Origin of the sequence: Nocardiopsis alkaliphila YIM 80379 (assembly GCF_000341005.1) — a bacterium.
Classification (GTDB): Bacteria; Actinomycetota; Actinomycetes; order Streptosporangiales; family Streptosporangiaceae; genus Nocardiopsis; species Nocardiopsis alkaliphila.
Genome location: NZ_ANBD01000078.1, coordinates 1 through 18,288 on the forward strand (window position 1 = coordinate 1; position 18,288 = coordinate 18,288).

The 18,288-nt window shown below is 67.0% G+C and carries 13 protein-coding genes; 10 read left to right on the forward strand and 3 right to left on the reverse strand.

Features of this window, described 5'->3' with window-relative positions:
• The 10 genes from D472_RS25365 to D472_RS0111965 form a co-directional block, all read left to right on the forward strand.
• Positions 1-2,770, forward strand: a 2,770-nt coding sequence (locus D472_RS25365; protein WP_017604711.1) for a DEAD/DEAH box helicase family protein, incomplete at its 5' end; no start/stop codon positions are given.
• Positions 2,771-2,913: 143 nt separating this feature from the next.
• The gene (locus D472_RS0111925) at positions 2,914-3,792 is read left to right on the forward strand and encodes an Fpg/Nei family DNA glycosylase (protein ID WP_017604712.1); all 879 of its coding nucleotides are present in this window, start codon (positions 2,914-2,916) and stop codon (positions 3,790-3,792) included.
• Positions 3,793-3,940: 148 nt separating this feature from the next.
• Positions 3,941-4,960 carry a LacI family DNA-binding transcriptional regulator gene (locus tag D472_RS0111930; protein ID WP_026117606.1) on the forward strand — a complete coding sequence of 340 codons (1,020 nt, stop codon included), beginning with the start codon at positions 3,941-3,943 and terminating at the stop codon, positions 4,958-4,960.
• Positions 4,961-5,243: 283 nt separating this feature from the next.
• Positions 5,244-6,935 (forward strand): ABC transporter substrate-binding protein, encoded by a 1,692-nt coding sequence (locus D472_RS0111935; protein ID WP_017604714.1) that lies wholly within the window; start codon positions 5,244-5,246, stop codon positions 6,933-6,935.
• Positions 6,936-6,999: 64 nt separating this feature from the next.
• Positions 7,000-7,995 (forward strand): ABC transporter permease, encoded by a 996-nt coding sequence (locus D472_RS0111940; protein ID WP_017604715.1) that lies wholly within the window; start codon positions 7,000-7,002, stop codon positions 7,993-7,995.
• On the forward strand, positions 7,992-8,900 hold the full coding sequence (locus D472_RS0111945) for an ABC transporter permease (RefSeq protein ID WP_017604716.1): 909 nt from the start codon (positions 7,992-7,994) through the stop codon (positions 8,898-8,900). The genes D472_RS0111940 and D472_RS0111945 overlap by 4 nt, the downstream gene beginning before the upstream one ends.
• Positions 8,900-9,850 carry an ABC transporter ATP-binding protein gene (locus D472_RS0111950; protein ID WP_017604717.1) on the forward strand — a complete coding sequence of 317 codons (951 nt, stop codon included), beginning with the start codon at positions 8,900-8,902 and terminating at the stop codon, positions 9,848-9,850. Before D472_RS0111945 ends, D472_RS0111950 begins: the two co-directional genes overlap by 1 nt.
• A gap of 4 nt (positions 9,851-9,854) precedes the next feature.
• Positions 9,855-10,766, forward strand: coding sequence for an ATP-binding cassette domain-containing protein (locus D472_RS0111955; protein ID WP_017604718.1), 912 nt, complete (start codon positions 9,855-9,857; stop codon positions 10,764-10,766).
• A 53-nt stretch (positions 10,767-10,819) separates the two neighbouring features.
• Positions 10,820-13,321: a glycoside hydrolase family 2 protein gene (locus D472_RS0111960; RefSeq protein WP_017604719.1), complete on the forward strand. Its 2,502-nt coding sequence runs from the start codon at positions 10,820-10,822 to the stop codon at positions 13,319-13,321.
• A gap of 277 nt (positions 13,322-13,598) precedes the next feature.
• Positions 13,599-13,802, forward strand: coding sequence for a cold-shock protein (locus tag D472_RS0111965; RefSeq protein ID WP_017604720.1), 204 nt, complete (start codon positions 13,599-13,601; stop codon positions 13,800-13,802).
• 94 nt (positions 13,803-13,896) lie between these two features.
• On the opposite strand, the gene D472_RS0111970 is transcribed toward D472_RS0111965, so the two are convergent.
• From D472_RS0111970 to glpK, 3 genes are all read right to left on the reverse strand, one after another.
• Complete coding sequence (locus tag D472_RS0111970) at positions 13,897-15,465, reverse strand: glycerol-3-phosphate dehydrogenase/oxidase (RefSeq protein WP_017604721.1); 1,569 nt, start codon at positions 15,463-15,465, stop codon at positions 13,897-13,899.
• Positions 15,466-15,770: 305 nt separating this feature from the next.
• Positions 15,771-16,520 (reverse strand): MIP/aquaporin family protein, encoded by a 750-nt coding sequence (locus D472_RS0111975; RefSeq protein WP_017604722.1) that lies wholly within the window; start codon positions 16,518-16,520, stop codon positions 15,771-15,773.
• A 230-nt stretch (positions 16,521-16,750) separates the two neighbouring features.
• Positions 16,751-18,250, reverse strand: coding sequence for a glycerol kinase GlpK (gene glpK, locus D472_RS0111980; protein WP_017604723.1), 1,500 nt, complete (start codon positions 18,248-18,250; stop codon positions 16,751-16,753).
• Between the last annotated feature and the right edge of the window lie 38 nt (positions 18,251-18,288).

An 18,288-nucleotide genomic window follows, 5' to 3' on the forward strand; every position in this document is an offset into this window, starting at 1 on the left:
TGAGGACGCCCTTGCGGAACGAGCCGGTGGCGCACGGACCGACGGTGCACGAGGGGGCCGAGAGGGCGACACACGTCTGGCGTTGCCCCTGCTCACCGTCGACGTACGGATCGTGGAAGAGTTCGAGGAACGCCACGTGGGCGACCGAACGGGTGGCGGCGAAACCCCCTCGGTCCGTGCGATCGGTCCTCCCGACGTCAACACCGCCCTGCTCGCGCGACTGGGCATCACCGACCCCGAGGACCTCTTCGAGCTGCGCACCCGGCTGCGTGCCGGGGCGCCCGACGCCCTTCACCGCCCGGCGGCGGTCGCCGACCTCGCCGCCAAGGTTCGCACTCTGCTCACCAGACTGGAGATCGAGCGGGTGGACGACATCGCCCCCCTCGGCACCCGCGGCCTGCCTAGCCCAGTGGTCACCGGTGCCCACAACACCGCCGTGCTCTTTCGAGCCGGCCCCGGGGGAGGGCCCGAGAGCGAAGAACCCGAACCCGGCGGTGTCGAGGGACTCCTGGCCGACCTGGACCCCACGGCCCGGGACGGCCTCGACCCCGAGGCCATCTCCGGTACCGCCTTGGAGTCGTTGTTGGGCGCGCGTCCCGCGAGTCGGGGTCACCGCCCGCCCCCGTCGCAACCGCCCCTGTCCCGCCTGCGCCGCGCCGGTGGTCGGCGCCTCACCCTCGAAGAGGCGTCCGCCCCCGCGGTCGTTCCCGTGTCCGCCACCCCCCTGGACCAGCCTCGGTACGCGGCCCTGAGAGCCGCCATGCACGACCAGCTCAGCGTGGTCGCCGCACCGCCCGGCAGCGGTGCTCACGACCTCGTGGACGCGATGGTGCGCACCGCCGTAACCGCCGGCCGGCGCGTTCTCGTGTGCGCCCGAACCGAAGCCGACGTCGACGCGGTCCTGACCCGCGCCGATACGGACCCGAGCCACCCCGTCGTCCGGGCCGGTGGCTCCGGACGAAACGCGGACGAGGCTCACGTGCTCACCCGACTCCTGAGTCGTTTGGCAGGGACCCCGCCACCGGCCGTCACCCCCGAGGAGGAGGGCTTCGACGAGCTCACCGATGCCTGGACCCGGGTTCGTCGCGTCTGGGAAGCCATGGACGTCATGGCTTCCGGAGGCCATGTCCTGGCCGAATTGGCCGAGGAACGTGGCCGCAACATCGCTCGGGGCTGGGACCCCGACACCCTCTTCACCCCCGAACGCGGCGGCCCCGAGTACTGGTCGCATCGCGCCGAGCGTGCCATGAGTGGTTTGAGCGGGCTGCCGCACCGCGCCGCCATCCGCCGAGAACTCGGTGTCACCACCGACCCCGTCGGCCTGAGCCAACTGTGCGCGATCGCTCGCCTGGAGAGTGAATGGCGTGAAGCGGTCGACCGCCGGACCCGGTGTGCGCCCCTGACCGAACTCACCGAGAACCTCGCCCGTGCCCTTGAAGACCTGCGGCGGGCCGGAGGCCGGCGCCTGACCGGGGTCACCGAACCTCGCCTGTGGCGTGGACGTGCCGCCATCGAACACCGCTTGGAGCTCCTGAACTGGCCGGGGGCCGGCAACCGGACGGCACTGTTCGGCCTTCTGGACACCCTGCCCGCCTGGGTCTGCCGTACCGACCACGCCCGCTCCCTGCCGGCGCAGGCCGGCATGTTCGATCTGGTCATCGTGCTGGGGGCCGAACGGACTCGGGTCGGTGAACTCCTTCCCGTCCTCTACCGAGCCGAGCGGGCCGTGGTCATCGGAGACCCGGCCCATCCCGGTCCGCCCACCGTCCTAGAGCCGGACGAGGAACGTCGAGCCCTGGCCACGGCCGGGCTCACCGCCGACCAACTCGACGATCGCGCGCTCCGATACGGTGTGGGTTCGGCCCTGCGGGCCGCCCACAAGGTCGCACCGCACATGCTCTGGTTGAACGAACACCACGGTGCGCCCGAACCACTGGCCACGGCGGCCGCACGGCATTGTTACGGGGGTCGGCTCGGGGTGGTGACCGCCGCCGACCCGCTCGGCGGATCCGCCTTCGACTGGCATGACGCGGTCGGGGAGTGTGACGCCGCCCCCGGCTCTTCCTACGTCAACAGGGACGAGGCCTACCGGACCGCCGTGGTCGTGGACGAACTCGATCGGGCGCTCCCCGAAGGGCACACCCTCGCGGTGGTCGCTCCCCTCCAACCCCAGGTGGCGCTCCTACGCCGCTTGCTGCGCCAACGTGTCCTGCGACACCGCGTGCGGGTCGGCGGTGCCGAACTGTTGGACGCCGACCAAGAGGCCGTCGACGTCACCGTGCTCTCCCCGATGCTCACCGAAGGGGCACCGGCGATCGCCGAGCGGCGGATACGTCGGATGAATCACCTGTGGTCCTGGGTGCTCACCCGTACCTCGCGTCGACTCGTGGTAGTGGGTGATCGTGCTTACTGGGCCGCGGGTGAGGGCCCCCTCGCGGACCTGCTCACCGAGTCCGACCAGGGGACGGCCGCCGGGATCGTCACCGACGCGGCCGGTGCCGCCCTGGTGAACGCCCTACGGGCCGCCGGCGCGGAGGTGAGGATCCGGCCACGCATCCACGGGTGGCCGGCGGATCTACTGGTGCGTTACGGGGCCCGCAGGGTGGTGCTCCTGCTGGACCGCGAACCCGACGGGGCCTCTTTGCGCCGTCTCCTGGCTCGGGGCGAGGCACTCAATCAGACCACCGAGGACCTCGTCGTGGTCGTCCCCGCCTGGCGCTGCCTGGCCGACCCCCGAGCCTTGGTCGAGGAGATCCTCTCCGCCCGCTGAAACCGGTTCGGACGCCTGCGAAGCCGGGAAAACCGGTCGGTCCGCACGCGGACTATCCTTCAGGGGCGAAACGCACACGCCCGGAACGCCCTGGTTCGCCCGACAGGCCAGGCGATGCCGTTGGCGAAGAAGGGGAGGTACGGGTGCCCGAGGGCCACACACTGCACCGGTTGGCGGCGCACTTCGACAAGACCTTCGGGGGTGGTGCCGTGCGCGCCACCAGCCCTCAGGGTCGGTTCGCCGACGGCGCCGCCCGCATCGACGGGCGGGTCTTGGTCGAAGGCGAGGCCCATGGCAAGCACCTCTTCTTGGGGTTCGACTCCGGTGAGTGGCTCCGTGTCCACCTGGGCCTCTACGGAGCCTGGAGCTTCGGGGACGCCGACGGAGAACGTCACCTGGGCGCGCCCCGGGCCATGGGCACCGAACGTGTCGAGTTGAACCGTGACGGCGACGGTTTCGTGGTCCCACCCACGCCGGTGGGTGCGGTCCGCGTCCGTCTGGTCAACACCGGTGGCTGGGCCGACCTACGTGGACCTTCGGCCTGCGAGGTCATCACCACCGACGAAAAACGTGCCGTCCAGGCCCGGCTGGGGCCGGACCCACTGCGTCCCGACGCCGATCCCGAACGCGCCTGGCATGTGATCAACCGCTCCCGCACCACGATCGGGGCGCTGTTGATGCGTCAGGACGTCATCGCCGGCATCGGCAACATCTACCGCGCCGAGTCCTTGTTCCGGGCCGGGATCGACCCCATGACCTCCGGTCGTGATCTGGGGCGGGAACGGTGGGAGCCCCTGTGGGAGGACTTGACCGACCTGCTACGGGACGGGGTCCGTGACGGTTACATCATCACCACCCGCCCCGAACATCGACCCGACCCGGACGCCTATCCGGTGCCCCGGCCCGACACCCTCTACGTCTGCTACCGGACCGGTGAACCCTGCCGTGTGTGCGCCTCACCGATCGCCGCCACCGAGTTGGCCGGTCGCACCTTGTACTGGTGCCCCGGGTGCCAGGGCTGAGCGCCCGCACCACCTTCGAGAACATCGGATCCGCGGACGTCCACCGCAAAAATTTCGGATGGGTTTCTCCGAGCATCGGTTACACTCCCCTCCCGGTGGCTGAACCGGTTCAGCCACACGGGAACAGGGAGGCGGCTTGGGGTCTTTGATGCGGCGCCCTACGATCATGGACATCGCCAAAGCGGCGGGGGTCTCCAAAGGGGCGGTCTCCTACGCCCTCAATGGCCGCCCAGGGGTGTCGGAGTCCACCCGTGCGCGGATTCTGAGCATCGCCAGTGACCTGGGTTGGGCGCCCAACAACCCGGCCCGTGCACTCGCACCCGGTGGTCGGGTGGGCGCCATCGGCATGGTGGTGGATCGACCGGCGCGTTCGCTCGGCATCGAGCCGTTCTTCATGCAGCTGGTCTCGGGGGTCGAGACCGAACTGGCTTCCTCCGGGATCGACCTGATGCTCCAGGTCGCCGAGAACGTCGAAGCCGAGCTCGCGGTCTACCGTCGCTGGGCGGCCGAGCGTCGGGTGGACGGGGTGATCATGGTGGACCTTCGGGTCGCCGACCCCCGACCCGAGGCGATGGGTGTTCTGCCGCTGCCCGCGGTGGTCTTGGGCGGCCCCGAGGGTGCCGGTGGCCTGCCGTGCCTGTACACCGATGACGGCGCCTCGGTGCGCGAGGTGGTGCACTACCTCGCGGCCCTGGGCCACCGAAGGATCGTTCGGGTGGCCGGGCCGGAGGACTTCGTGCACACGCATGACCGCACCGAAGCCTTCCAACAGGCGGCGCGACGTGCGGGTTTGGAGGAGGCACGCACGGTGCACGCCGACTACACGGGTGAGGCGGGCGGACGTACCACGCGGCGCCTGCTGGCGGCGGCGGAGCCGCCCACGGCGGTGGTCTACGACAACGACCTGATGGCGGTGGCCGGCCTGGGCGTGGCGGCGGAGATGGGGGTGGAGGTGCCCTCGCAGCTGTCCATCGTGGCCTGGGACGACTCCGCGCTGTGCCGATTGGTGCGCCCCTCGCTCAGCGCGATCAGTCGCGACGTGGTGAGCCACGGACGCCGGGCGGCGGCGATGCTCAACGCGGTCCTGGCCGGCAAGGACGTCGCCAGCGAGGAGACCCCCCTGGGTGAACTCCAGCCCCGAGGAAGCACGGGTCCCCTGGTCCTGTGAGCCGTGTGTTCTCGGGGCCGGGCGGAGAAGCGCGCTTGCGCGGTGCACGGAACCGGTTCAGCTCCGGTTCGGTTTTCATGTCCTTACTCTGTCGTAGCTGTTACAAGCGGATAACACCGAAGTGGCGGGGATTGACGGGGTTTGTCTGGGCGTGTTGTTGTGGACATCACTTACCCGGTTCAGTAACGGTCCTTGGCGCTCATTATTGGGAGCGCTCCCAGCCTTCCTCTCAGGAATCGGCTTCCCCCCGAAGGGGACCGACCGGGTCAAAGGAGGAGTCGAGATGAGAACTCTGAGGCTTCCCGCCGCGCTGGCGGCGGTGGCGCTCATCGCCACCGCCTGCTCGGACGAGGGCGGAGACAGCGGGAGTAGTGGTTACCCCCGCAACGAGACCCTGTACACGACGGGTACCGCGTGGGACCCGCCGACCAACTGGAACCCCATCATGCGGGGACAGTACGCGGTCGGCACCTTCGGGTTGGCCTACGAACCGCTCTTCCACTACGACGCGGAGGCCAACGACTACGTTCACTGGCTCGCCGAGAGTGATGAGTGGCCTGACGAGAGTACCCACGTCATCACTCTGCGGGACGGGATGACATGGACCGATGGCGAGGCGATCGACGCCGAGGACGTCGTGACCACCATCGAGCTCGGCCAGATGGACGTCTCCTACAGCAACATCTGGGACTACGTGGAGGGTGTCGAGGCCACCGGTGACCTGGAGGTCACGGTCACCTTCTCCGACCCCCGCCCCCAAGAGTGGATGAACTGGGCCTTCGGCACCCCCATCGTTCCGGAGCACATCTGGGCCGACAAGAGTCAGGAGGAGCTCACCGACGACCCCAACGCCGAGCCGGTCGGCAGTGGTCCCTACGTCTATGAGGCGCACGCCGACGACCGCATGGTCTGGAAGCGCAACGACGATTGGTGGGGCGCCGAGGCCCACGGCCTCGAGATGCAGCCGACCTACATCGTGGACGTCGTCAACGCCTCCAACGAGGTGACGATGAACATGCTCAGCAACGGCGAGGTCGACCTCTCGAACAACTTCCTTCCCGGCATCGAGCAGTCGATCGACGCCGGACAGCTCACCAGCTTCTACGACGGTCCGCCCTACATGCAGTCGGCGAACACCGCCTGGCTGGTGGTCAACCACGACCACCCGGCGCTGGGCGACGCGGAGTTCCGCAAGGCCTTGGCGCACGCCATCGACCTGGACCAGATCATCTCGGGTCCGTACTCGGACCTGGTCGATGGAGCCAACCCCACCGGCCTGCTGCCCCAGTGGGACGCCTACATCGATCACGAACTGGTCGAGGAGGAAGGCCACACCTACAACCCGGACGAGTCCGTGGCGCTTTTGGAGGACGCCGGTTACATGGACGATGACGGGGACGGCTACGTCGAAACCCCTGACGGCGAACCCATCTCCCTGACCCTGGAGGTGCCCGGTGGCTGGAGTGACTGGGAGGAGGCCGCTCGGGTCATCGCCGAGAACGCCCAAGAGGTCGGTATCGACATCCAGACGAACTTCCCCGACTTCGGTCTGCTGGTCGACAACCGCAACGCCGGTGAGTTCGACATCGTGATCAACAACGAGCGTCAGCTGAGCAACACGCCGTGGAGCTACTACGACTACCTGTTCCAGCTGCCGGTCCGTGACTCGCAGACGACGGTGAACTTCGGCCGCTACGAGAACGAAGAGGCATGGGAGCTGGTGGAGGAACTCGCCACCGTCCCGGCCGATGACGTCGAGGGCGCCGCCGAGGTCACCTCGCGGATCCAGGAGATCCAGCTGGCCGAGTTGCCCGCCATCCCGCTCTGGTACAACGGCCTCTGGTCGCAGCAGAGCAACGATGTTTGGACCAACTGGCCCAGCGAGAGTGGTTACTCCGGTTACGCCACCATGTGGGACGGATGGTTCCAACTGGGTGCCATCCGTACCCTCGCCGAGATCGAACTGGCCGAATAACCAACACGGGTGGAGCGCTCCACGTGGGAGCGCTCCACTTCGGCTGCACCTCTGGAGGACACCCGTGTGGCGTTACATGGGCCGCAAACTCGGCATCTACGCGATCACCTTCGTCATCGCGGTCACCATCAACTGGATGATCCCGCGCTTCATGCCCGGTGACCCGGTCCGTAGCATGCTCAACAGGGCTTCGGTCTCAGACCCTGAGGCCCTGGAGCGGATGACCAACTACTACAACGAGGTCTTCGGTCTGGAGACCCCGCTCCATCAACAGTACTTCAGCTTCTGGTCCGGGCTCTTCCGCGGAGAGCTGGGCATCAGCTCGATGCAGTACCCCGAGCCCGTCCTGGACATCATCCTTCGTGCGGTCCCCTACACCTTGGGACTGCTGCTCCCCGCCATCATCCTGAGCTGGATCCTGGGGAACCACTTCGGGGCCTTCGCGGCCCGCAGTAAGGGCTTGGACAACTCCCTCCTGCCGTTCAGTTACATCCTGACCGCCACTCCCTACATGTGGTTGGCCTTGTTGATGGCCTGGGCCGTCGGTGTGGTCGGTGGCTTCCTGCCGACCTCTGGCGGTTACAGCCTGGCCCTGATGCCCGCGTTCTCGTGGGAGTTCATTCTCAGTGCCCTCACACACTGGGTGCTGCCGTTCCTGTCGCTGTTCATCGTCGCTCTGGGCGGCTGGGCCATCGGCATGCGCAACATGATCATCTACGAATTGGAGGCGGACTACTCGAACTACCTCCAGGCCCTCGGTGCTCCGCGTCGTCTGATCCGCCGTTACGCCTTCCGTAACGCGATGCTGCCTCAGATCACCGGCTTGGCCGTCCAACTCGGTACCGTCATCGCCGGCGCGCTCCTCACCGAGATCGTCTTCAACTACCCCGGCCTGGGCAGTTTGATCCTCAGGGCACTGAACAACAACGACTACTTCGTGCTTCAGGGCACCTTCCTGTTCGTGATCATCGGGGTGTTGATCGCCAACTTCATCATCGACATCATCTACGTCCTGGTCGACCCGCGGACGCGGGTCCAGATGACGGGAGGCGCGTCTTGAGCAACCTCGCGGGCGCACCGGGTTCCGACGGAACCACCGACCCCGAGCCGATCGGGGAGCGCAAGAAATCAGAGGCCCTCTACTTCGCCAAACGCAACCCGAAGCTGCTGATCGGTGCGGGCGTCGTTCTCCTCTTCTTCCTGATCGGAATGATCGGTCCGCTCTTCGTCGATCACGGGCCCAACGTCTACATCGGTCCTCAAATGCAGCCGCCCAGCGCTGAGTACTGGCTGGGCACCACCACGTTCGGTCAGGACATCTGGGCGCAGTTCGTCTACGGAGTGCGCTCCACCTTCCTGATCGGCTTCCTCGGTGGCGGTATCGCCTTCCTGATCGGCACCGCCATCGGATTCGTCGCCGGTTACAAGGGCGGAGTCGTCGACGAGATCCTCAACATGCTCACCAACGTCGTGCTGGTCCTGCCGGCACTGGTCGTTCTGATCGTGGCCGTCGCCTACCTGGACGTTCGGGGCCTGTTCGTTCAAGCCCTGTTCATCGGGTTGACCTCTTGGCCGTGGGCCGCTCGCGCGGTTCGTTCCCAGGCCCTGTCCCTGGCCACCCGCGACTACGTGGACCTGGCCCGGCTCAGTGGACGACGTACCGGGAAGATCATCCTCACGGAGGTCGCTCCCAACATGAGCTCCTACCTGGTGATGTCGTTCATCTTGTTGTTCGGCGGAGCCGTCCTCATCGCTGCGGGCCTGGACTTCATCGGTCTGGGGCCCTCGGACGGTGTCTCCCTCGGCCTGATGTTGCAGAACGCCTTCCAGTGGAGCGCGCTGCATTTGGGCATGTGGTGGTGGTTCATTCCACCGGGCTTCGGTATCACCGCCATTGTCAGTTCGATGTACATCCTCAACGTCGGGTTGGACGAGATCTTCAACCCCAAGCTGCGGGAGCTGTGATGACACTCCGCGTCAAAGACCTGAAGGTCTACTACCAGACCCTGCGCGGGGACGTCCACGCCCTCGACGGGGTGAACTTCGAGCTCGCCGACGGCGAGATCATGGGCCTGGCCGGCGAGTCGGGCTGTGGTAAGAGCACCCTCGGTAAGAGCCTGATCCGCCTGGACTCTCGAATGCGCCACGTGGACGGCACGATCGAGTTGGACGGCGAGAACGTCCCGATCGCCGATGACCGGGGCATGAACCGGTTCCGCTACCACGAGATCTCGCTCATCCCCCAGTACGCGATGAGCGCGCTCAACCCCACCCGCAAGATCGGGCGGATGATCAACGAGTTGTTGCAGTCGCGTGGCGTGAAGCCGAGCGAGGTCGCCGAGGAACTGAAGCGTCGCCTGGAGCTGGTCGGACTGGACCCCGACGTGCTCAACCGTTTCCCGATCGAGCTGTCCGGTGGGATGAAGCAGCGGGTGGTCATGGTGATGGCCACCCTGCTCAACCCCTCCGTGCTCATCGCGGACGAGGCGACGTCGGCCCTGGACGTGTCGACCCAGCGGTCGGTGGTCGAATCCATGGTGGAGTTCCGTGACCGGGGCTTCGTCAAGAGCATGATCTTCGTGACGCACGACATCTCGCTCGTCTACCAGATGGCCGACACGGTCATGGTGATGTACGCGGGCCGGATCGCCGAGAAGGCGCCGGCGAGCACCATCATCAACTCTCCACAGCACCCCTACACCAAGATGCTCATCGGGGCTCTGCCGGAGGTGGGGTCCACGGTCGAAACACGTCTGGAGGGTATCCCGGGCACTCCGCCGGGCCTGCTCAAGCCGCCCACCGGTTGCCGGTTCAAGGCCCGTTGTCCCATCGCCTCGGAGGAGTGCTCCCAAGTGCCTCCCCTGGTGGAGATCGAACCCGGCCATTGGGCCGCCTGCTGGAAGACGGGGAGGTAGCGCCGTGCTGGAACTGAGCCACGTGCACAAGGTGTACCGGGTGGGCGCGTTCGGCGGCGCCAAACTGCGTGCGGTGCGCGACGTCAACCTGCTGGTGAAGCCGGGTGAGGTGGTGTCGCTGATCGGTGAGTCCGGCAGTGGCAAGAGCACCATCGGCAAGATGGTGCTCGGCCTGACCAAGCCCTCTCAAGGAACCATCACCTTCGAGGGCGAGGACATCACCCGGATTCGGGGGTTCGCGGCGAGGAAGGAGTACTACGGGCGCGTGCAGGGCGTCTTCCAGGACCCCTTCAGCTCCTTCAACCCCATCTTCAAGGCGGACCGGGTCTTCGAGATGATCCGTACCTCCTATTTCCCAGGCGTCTCCGACGCCGACTGGCGGGAGAAGGTCCTGGACGTGGTCGGCACGGTCCGCCTGGACCCCGAGAACGTCCTCAACAAGTACCCGCACCAGCTCAGTGGTGGTCAGCTGCAACGGCTGCTGATCGCCCGGGCGCTGCTGCTGGACATCCGACTGCTGGTGGCCGACGAGATCATCAGCATGTTGGACGCCTCCACCCGCATCGACGTGCTCAACCTGCTGGCCGACCTCAAGGAACGCGGCCTGGGCATCCTGTTCGTCACCCATGACCTGTCCCTTGGCAACTACGTCAGTGACCGGTCGGTGATCCTGCACAAGGGCGCCATCGCCGAGATGGGCCCCACCAGGAGGGTGTTCGAGAACCCGCTGCACCCCTACAGCCGACACCTTCTCTCGTGCGTGCCCCAGCTGCACCGCACCTGGGCCGAGGTGGACGCCGAACTGGCCGCGAATCCGCCTGAGGACTTCGAACCGCCCACGGTCGAGGAGGGCGACGACTCCGCTCCACTGGTGGAGGCCGAAGAGGGGCACTTCGTGGGGATCGACCAGCGCTGAGCACCCGTTCGCGCTCACGGGGCAAGCAACACATCAAGGGAAGAGGAGCACGCATGACCGCGTGGTTCGACCTGAACGACGGCTGGTCCCTGGCCGCGGTGCCTCATGAGGGCCCGTTGCCGGAGCCGGCCACCAGAATCGGGGAGATCGCCGCCACCGTGCCGGGTTGTGTCCACACCGACCTGCTCGACCATGGTCTGATCGAGGACCCCTACCTCGACGACAACGAGACCAGGCTGGGCTGGATCGGTCGTACCGACTGGAGGTACGTCCGGTCCCTGGCCGCCGAGGTCGAAGCCTTGGCCGAGAGTGCTCCGGCCGAACGGGTGGACTTGGTGTGCGAAGGATTGGACACCTTCGCCACCGTCCGGGTCGGTGACCGTGAGGTCGGCCGTACCGCCAACATGCACCGGTCGTATCGTTTCGACGTCACCGAGGCGTTGGGGGAGGCGGGGGGACGCCCCGAGCTGGAGGTACGTTTCGACGCACCCTACCGGCACGCCGAAGCGGAACGGGAACGTTCGGGCCCCTTCCCCGCCGCTTATGACGAGCCCTACCAGTACGTCCGCAAGATGGCTTGCAACTTCGGTTGGGACTGGGGTCCCACCGTGGTCACCTCCGGCATCTGGCGGCCCATCCGCCTGCATGCCTGGTCCACCGCTCGGTTGGCCTCGGTCCGGCCCTTGGTGTCGGTCACCGGAGACGCCTCCCAGGGGCGTGTCTGCCTCCGCTTGGACGTGGAACGTACCGGTCCCGGCCGGGACACGGAGTTGACGGTGACCGCCTCGGTCGCCGGAACGAGCGGCACCGTCACCGTTCCGGCGGATGAGGACGGCGCGGCCTTGGAACTGGTCGTCACCGACCCCGAACTGTGGTGGCCACGCGGCCACGGAGCCCAGCCCCAGTACGAACTGGTGGTGGAGCTGTCCGGCTCCGGGACACTCCTGGACACGTGGAAACGGCGGATCGGGTTCCGGAACGTGGCCATCGCCAGTACTCCGGACCGGCAGGGGACGGGTTTCGCGGTGCGGGTCAACGGCCGCGACGTCCTCGTCAAGGGAGCCAACTGGATTCCCGACGACGCCTTTCCCTCTCGGGTCGGTCGTGACCGTTACCGGGAGCGGATCGACCAGGCCTGCGAGGCCGGTATGAACCTGCTGCGGGTATGGGGCGGCGGTATTTACGAGTCCGAGGACTTCTACGAACTGTGCTCCGAGCGCGGTCTCCTGGTCTGGCAGGACTTCCTGTTCGCATGCGCCGCCTACCCCGAGGACGAACCCCTCTACTCGGAGGTGGAGGCGGAGGCCCGCGAGGCCGTCGCCCGTCTGTCTTCGCACGCCTCGCTGGCCGTGTGGTGTGGCAACAACGAGAACGTCTGGGGCCACGAGGACTGGGGCTGGAAGGAGATCCTGGCCGGGCGGCCCTGGGGGGCCGGCTACTATCTGGACCTCTTGCCTCGGGTGGTGGACGAACTCGACCCCACCCGCCCCTACTGGCCGGGCAGCCCTTACTCCGAGGGTGAGGGCGTTCACCCCAACGACCCCGCGCACGGCACCATGCACCTGTGGGACGTATGGAACGAGCTCGACTACACCGTCTATCGCGACCACCGGCCCCGGTTCGCCGCGGAGTTCGGTTACCAGGCACCGCCCAACCACTCCACCCTGCGCGCGGCGGTGTCCGACGAACCGCTCACCTCGACCTCACCTGGTGTCCTGCACCACCAGAAGGCCATCGAGGGCAACGCCAAACTCGCCCGCGGGCTGTCCCTGCACTTCGGTGAGCGGGACTGGTCCTACGACGACTGGCACTACCTCACCCAGGTCAACCAGGCTCGGGCACTCGCTCTAGGGGTGGAACACTTCCGTTCCACTTGGCCCCACTGCACCGGCACCGTGGTGTGGCAACTCAACGACTGTTGGCCGGTCACGTCTTGGGCGGCGGTGGACGGGGCGGGTCTGCGCAAACCGCTGTGGTACGCGCTGCGCCGGGTCTACGCGGACCGGGTCGCCACGGTCCAGCCGACCTCCGATGGGTTGGTCGTGGTCCTGGGCAACGACACCGACATCGAATGGGTGACGGAGGTGACGGTGGCCCGTCGGGACGTCCACCAGGGGGACACGCTGTCCACCTCCTCGCATCCGGTACGGGTGGCCCCGCGCGGCGCGCTGCGGCTTCCGGTGCCCCAGGAGGTGGCTCGGGCCACCTCCTCGACCGGGGAGGTGCTCACCGTCGACGGGGCGGGAGAACGCGCGTGGTGGTTCTTCTCCAGAGACTTGGATGTCGAGTACCAAAAACCGCAATTCGATGTGGAAACCCGGGTCGTTGGTTCCGATTTGTGGGTGAAGGTCCGAGCCGGCGTGCTCTTGCGAGATCTGGTCCTGAACGTCGATCGGATCGATCCGCGGGCCGTGGTCGACAGTGCTTTGGTGACCCTCTTGCCGGGGGAGGAGCACACCTTCACGATCGCCGGTGGAGCTGGGTTGGACCCGGAGGAGGTGACGAGCACACCGGTCCTGAGGTGTGTCAACGACGCTCTGGCGACCTCTTCGTGAAGAGGTCGTGACACTCGGGTGGCCGTCACTGGATTCACACGCCTTCCCACCACGGCCCGCCGGTATTCCTCGGCGGGCCGTGTGTGTTGCCACACCGAAAGTCCTCGCCTTCCGGGCCGACTGTGATACCTTCAAGGTGATTGTTAGTCGTTGAATTTCGCAGTTGGTGTTTTGCCCGCGGAGTTTGTGACCGGCGGGCGGTTTCTCACGGAGTCGGCTCGCGGCAATTTTCGGGCGTGAGTATGCGCTCGTGGTACACCGAGCTGAAGGAGAGAACATGGCTCAGGGAACTGTGAAGTGGTTCAACGGCGAGAAGGGCTTCGGCTTCATCTCCCCCGACGGTGGCGGCCCCGACGCCTTCGTTCACTACAGCGCCATCCAGGGTTCGGGCTTCCGTAACCTGGAGGAGAACCAGCGCGTGGAGTTCGAGGTCGTCGAAGGCACCCGCGGCCCGCAGGCCGAGAACGTCGTCGCCCTCTAAGAACGCGAAGACGTAGCGCCGTCGCCCTCTTTTCGAGGGCGTCAACGACGCGGAACACCCCCGGTGGGCATCGCCCACCGGGGGTGTTCGTCGTTCAGCCCTCCAAAAGCCTCCGGGTGCGCTCGCGCACCTCGGCCCCGTCCAACCCCCGGACCGTCACCGTGGTGCGTCGGCGCAGCGCGTCATCGACGGTCACCGCCCACTCTCGCTCCCGGGCGAACACCACTTGTGCCCAGATGTCCGGGCCGTCGGGGTGGATTCGTTCGCCCAGAGCCGGTTCCTCACGCACCAGCGCCGCGATGTCCAAGGCCAGGCTTCCGTAGTGCGAGGCCAGGTGGCGGGCGACCAATGGGTCCAGGCGAGCTCCGGGTTCACGGTCGATGATGAGCCGGTGGGTGATCGCGTCGGGGCTGGCCAGACCCGGAAGCGGCACGGTCTTGAGCGGGACCGCCATGTCCTCCGCCAGCGGCACAGAGGACACCTTGCGCAGCTCCTCCAGCACCGTTCGTCCGATGTGCCGGTAGGTGGTCCACTTGCCTCCGGCCACCGATAGCATCCCGCCCTTGCCCTGGCTGAGAACGGTCTCCCGCTTGGCCGAACTGGTCTCACCGGGGCCGCCCGGCAACACGCGCAGCCCCGCGAAGGAGTACGTCATGTGCTCGCGGTCCAGGTAGGAAGGGTCGATGCCCAGGGCCGCCTCGCCGAGAATCTGGTCCACGTCGGAGGAGACCACACCGACCTCGCCGGGGTCGCCCTCATAGGTCTGGTCCGTGGTGCCGAGCAGCAGGTGGTCCTCCCACGGGATGGCGAACGAGACCCGGTACTTGTCCACGGGGATGGTCAAGGCGGCCCGCCAGGGCTCTGGAGTGCGCAGTATCAGGTGGGCGCCCTTGGACAGACGCACGCTGGGTGCCGCCTTCGGATCCTCCAAGCGGCGCAGGTGGTCCACCCACGGGCCGGTCGCGTTGAGGACCAGGCGAGCGTCGACGCCGAACTCCCCCCCACCGATCCGGTCGCGCACCTGGGCGCCGGTGACCCGGTTCCGCGTGGTGCGCAACGCCAAGACCTCGGCGTGGTTGAGCACCACGGCACCAGCGTCCACGGCGGCGCGCACCGTCATCACCGCCATGCGGCTGTCGTTCATCTGGTGGTCGCCGTAGGCGGCGACCGACTTCAGGCCGTTGGTGCGCAGCCCCGGCGCCAGACGCTTGGCCTGCTTGGGGGAGAGTAGTCGGCCCATTCCGTCACCGAAGGCCGACAACGCGGAGTAGAGGAAGACCCCGGCGCCCATCTTGGCGGCTCCGTGCGGACCGTCGGCGTAGATCGGTACGAGGAAGGGACGGTGGTTGACCAGGTGTGGAGCCACCTCGGAGGCCAGAGCGCGCCGTTCCTTGTGGTTCTCGGCGACCAGACGCACGTTGCCGGTCTGGAGGTAGCGCAACCCGCCGTGCACGAGCTTGGAGGAAGCGCTGGAGGTGGCACCGGCGAAGTCTCCGGCGTCGACCATGGCCACGCGCAGCCCTGCCTGGGTGGCGGTCCAGGCGACGGAGGTGCCCAGGATGCCGCCGCCGATGACGAGCAGGTCGAAGGTGCCCCGGGCGAGTTCTTCGCGGGTGCGGGAGCGGAGGGCGGGGATGTTGTCGTGGCGAGTGCCAACGGTCATGGCTGGTGCTCCGTCCGTAGGGAAGGGGTGGCTGCCGCACATACCTGAACGGACTTGATGTTTCAGGTTGCTTTCGAATTGATCATACGACAATGCCGTACGCTATCAAGATTAGGTCGCCCCCTGTCCGTTGTTCGTGGACATCGGCGTTGCTGGGAGCGGTGAATATTGAGGCAACTTTTGCAAAGAGGGAGGGGTGTGGTGCTTGTTGGGTGAGTGATGCGGCATTGTCGAACGACGAGGGGCGCCCACAGCCGGTCGGGGCGTCCGGCCAGGGTCGGGCGCCCCCGGAAACCGGAGAGCGTTCAGGAACCGAAACCGGTGAGGTTCCAGATCCAGGCGCCGAGCACACCGCCGATGACGGGTCCCACGATCGGGATCCAGGAATATCCCCAGTCGGAGGGGCCTTTGCCCGCGATGGGCAGCAGGGCGTGCGCGACACGTGGACCCAGGTCACGAGCCGGGTTGATGGCGTACCCGGTGGGGCCACCGAGGGACAGACCGATCGCGAACACCAGCAGACCGATGAGCAAAGGGGCCAGGCCATTGGTGAACAGGTTGGCCAGGTCGGCCTGGCCCGCCGATACGGCCCCGGAGTTGGCGCCGATGCCGAGGATGCCCAGCAGCAGCATCGCGGTACCGATGATCTCCGTGGTCAGGTTGGCCACGGGGTTGCGCACCGCCGGGATGGTGCTGAACACGCTCAGCTTGGCGTCCGGGTCTTCGGTGATCTTCCAGTGGGAGAGGTAGGCCAGGTACACCAGGCAGGCACCGAAGAAGGCACCGACGAGCTGGGCACCGATGTAACCGGGCACCAGGGCCCAGTCGAACTCACCGATACTGGCCAGACCCAGCGTCACCGCCGGGTTGATGTGGGCACCGCTGGTGGTACCGGCGACGTAGACGGCCATCGTGACCGCCATGCCCCAGCCGAACGTCACCACGATCCAGCCCCCGGCGAGGGCCTTGGACCGGGCGAGGGCGACACCGGCGACGACACCGCAGCCGAGAAGGGTGAGGATCGCCGTTCCGACGAATTCCGCGAGATAGACCATGGGACCTCCGCCCCGTGCGGGGCAGCCGGGTCACGGGTGGTCCCCGCCGGGGCTCGGGACTCCGAAACGGAGTCGTGATCACCCACCGGGATAATCGGACACACCCGTCACAGATGGATGGGGAGGGGAACCGATCAGGAGTCCCCGGACCGCACCCCAGGGGTTCCAGTTGGCGCTAGCGTCCCTGGGGTGCGGGTGTGTGGGGGGTGGGATCGAGGTCCCACCCGGCGTTACTCGTCCTCGGAGTGTTCGACCCAGCCCAGGGTGCGCTGGACCGCCTTGTTCCAGTTGTGGTATTCGCGCTCGCGGACCGCCGAATCCATCTTGGGGTTCCATTCAGCGGCCTTGTGCCAATTGGCGCGCAGCGTCTGGACGTCGGGCCAGTAGCCCACCGCCAGACCGGCCGCGTAGGCGGCGCCCAAACACGTGGTCTCGGCGACCATCGGACGTACCACCTCGGCGTCCAGGGCGTCGGACAGGATCTGCATGAGCAGGTTGTCCGCGGTCATCCCGCCGTCCACCTTCAAGGTGGTCAGGTCGATCTCGGAGTCGGCGTTCATCGCGTCGACCACCTCGCGGGTCTGCCAGGCGGTGGCTTCCAGCGCGGCGCGGGCGATGTGGCCCTTGTTGACGTAGCCGGTCAGACCGGTCATCACTCCACGGGCGTCGCTGCGCCAGCGCGGGGCGAACAGGCCGGAGAAGGCGGGCACGATGTAACAGCCACCGTTGTCGTCCACCGTGCGCGCCAGTGTCTCGATCTCCGGAGCGCTGGAGATCAGACCCAGGTTGTCGCGCAGCCACTGCACCAGGGAGCCGGTGACCGCGATGGAACCTTCCAGGGCGTACACGGCCGGTTCGTCGCCGAGTTTGTAGCCGAGGGTGGTGAGCAGCCCGTTCTCGGAGATGATCGGCTCGGTGCCGGTGTTCATCACCAGGAACGTGCCGGTCCCGTAGGTGCCCTTGACGTCGCCCGGGTCGAAACAGGTCTGACCGAACAAGGCGGCGTGCTGGTCGCCCAGGGAGGCCGCGACGGGGGTGCCCTTCAAGTAGCCGGTGGATTCACCGTAGATCTCCGAAGACGAACGGATCTTCGGCAACAGGTTCTCCGGGATCCCCATGGCCTCCAGGATCTCCGGATCCCACTCCAGGGTCTCCAGGTTCATCAGCATGGTTCGGCTGGCGTTGGTGACGTCGGTGACGTGCCGGCCGGTCAGTTTCCAGATGATCCAGGTGTCCATGGTCCCGAACAGGAGTTCACCACGCTCGGCGCGCTCGCGGACCCCGTCGACGTTGTCCAGGAGCCAACGGATCTTGGGACCGGAGAAGTAGGTGGCCAACGGCAGACCGCACTTGGCGCGGAACCGGTCCTGGCCCTGGTCGCCACCGAGTTCGCGCGCGAGGTCGGCGGTGCGGGTGTCCTGCCAGACGATGGCGTTGTGGACCGGCTCCCCGGTCTCCTTGTCCCACAGCAAGGTGGTCTCGCGCTGGTTGGTGATGCCGATGGCGGCGATCTGCTCGGGGGTGATGTCGCTCTTTTTCAGGGACTCCCGTACGGCGGCCTCGACGTTGGTCCAGATCTCCTGGGCGTCGTGTTCCACCCAGCCCGGTTTGGGGAAGATCTGACGGTGCTCGCGTTGGTCTACCGAGACGATGCGCCCGTCCCGGTCGAAGAGGATGCAGCGGCTCGACGTGGTGCCCTGGTCGATCGCGGCGATGTACTGCTGACTCATCGGTCTCGCCTTCAGGTGACGTGTCTGGGGACGGGGGT

Bases quoted from the DNA above. Each gene is read 5' to 3' on its own strand.
- D472_RS0111960 (WP_017604719.1), top strand. From the start codon at position 10,820: ATGACCGCGTGGTTCGACCTGAACGACGGCTGGTCCCTGGCCGCGGTG.
- D472_RS0111970 (WP_017604721.1), bottom strand. From the start codon at position 15,465: ATGACCGTTGGCACTCGCCACGACAACATCCCCGCCCTCCGCTCCCGC.
- D472_RS0111930 (WP_026117606.1), top strand. From the start codon at position 3,941: ATGCGGCGCCCTACGATCATGGACATCGCCAAAGCGGCGGGGGTCTCC.
- D472_RS0111975 (WP_017604722.1), bottom strand. From the start codon at position 16,520: ATGGTCTATCTCGCGGAATTCGTCGGAACGGCGATCCTCACCCTTCTC.
- D472_RS0111935 (WP_017604714.1), top strand. From the start codon at position 5,244: ATGAGAACTCTGAGGCTTCCCGCCGCGCTGGCGGCGGTGGCGCTCATC.
- D472_RS0111950 (WP_017604717.1), top strand. From the start codon at position 8,900: ATGACACTCCGCGTCAAAGACCTGAAGGTCTACTACCAGACCCTGCGC.
- glpK (WP_017604723.1), bottom strand. From the start codon at position 18,250: ATGAGTCAGCAGTACATCGCCGCGATCGACCAGGGCACCACGTCGAGC.
- D472_RS0111965 (WP_017604720.1), top strand. From the start codon at position 13,599: ATGGCTCAGGGAACTGTGAAGTGGTTCAACGGCGAGAAGGGCTTCGGC.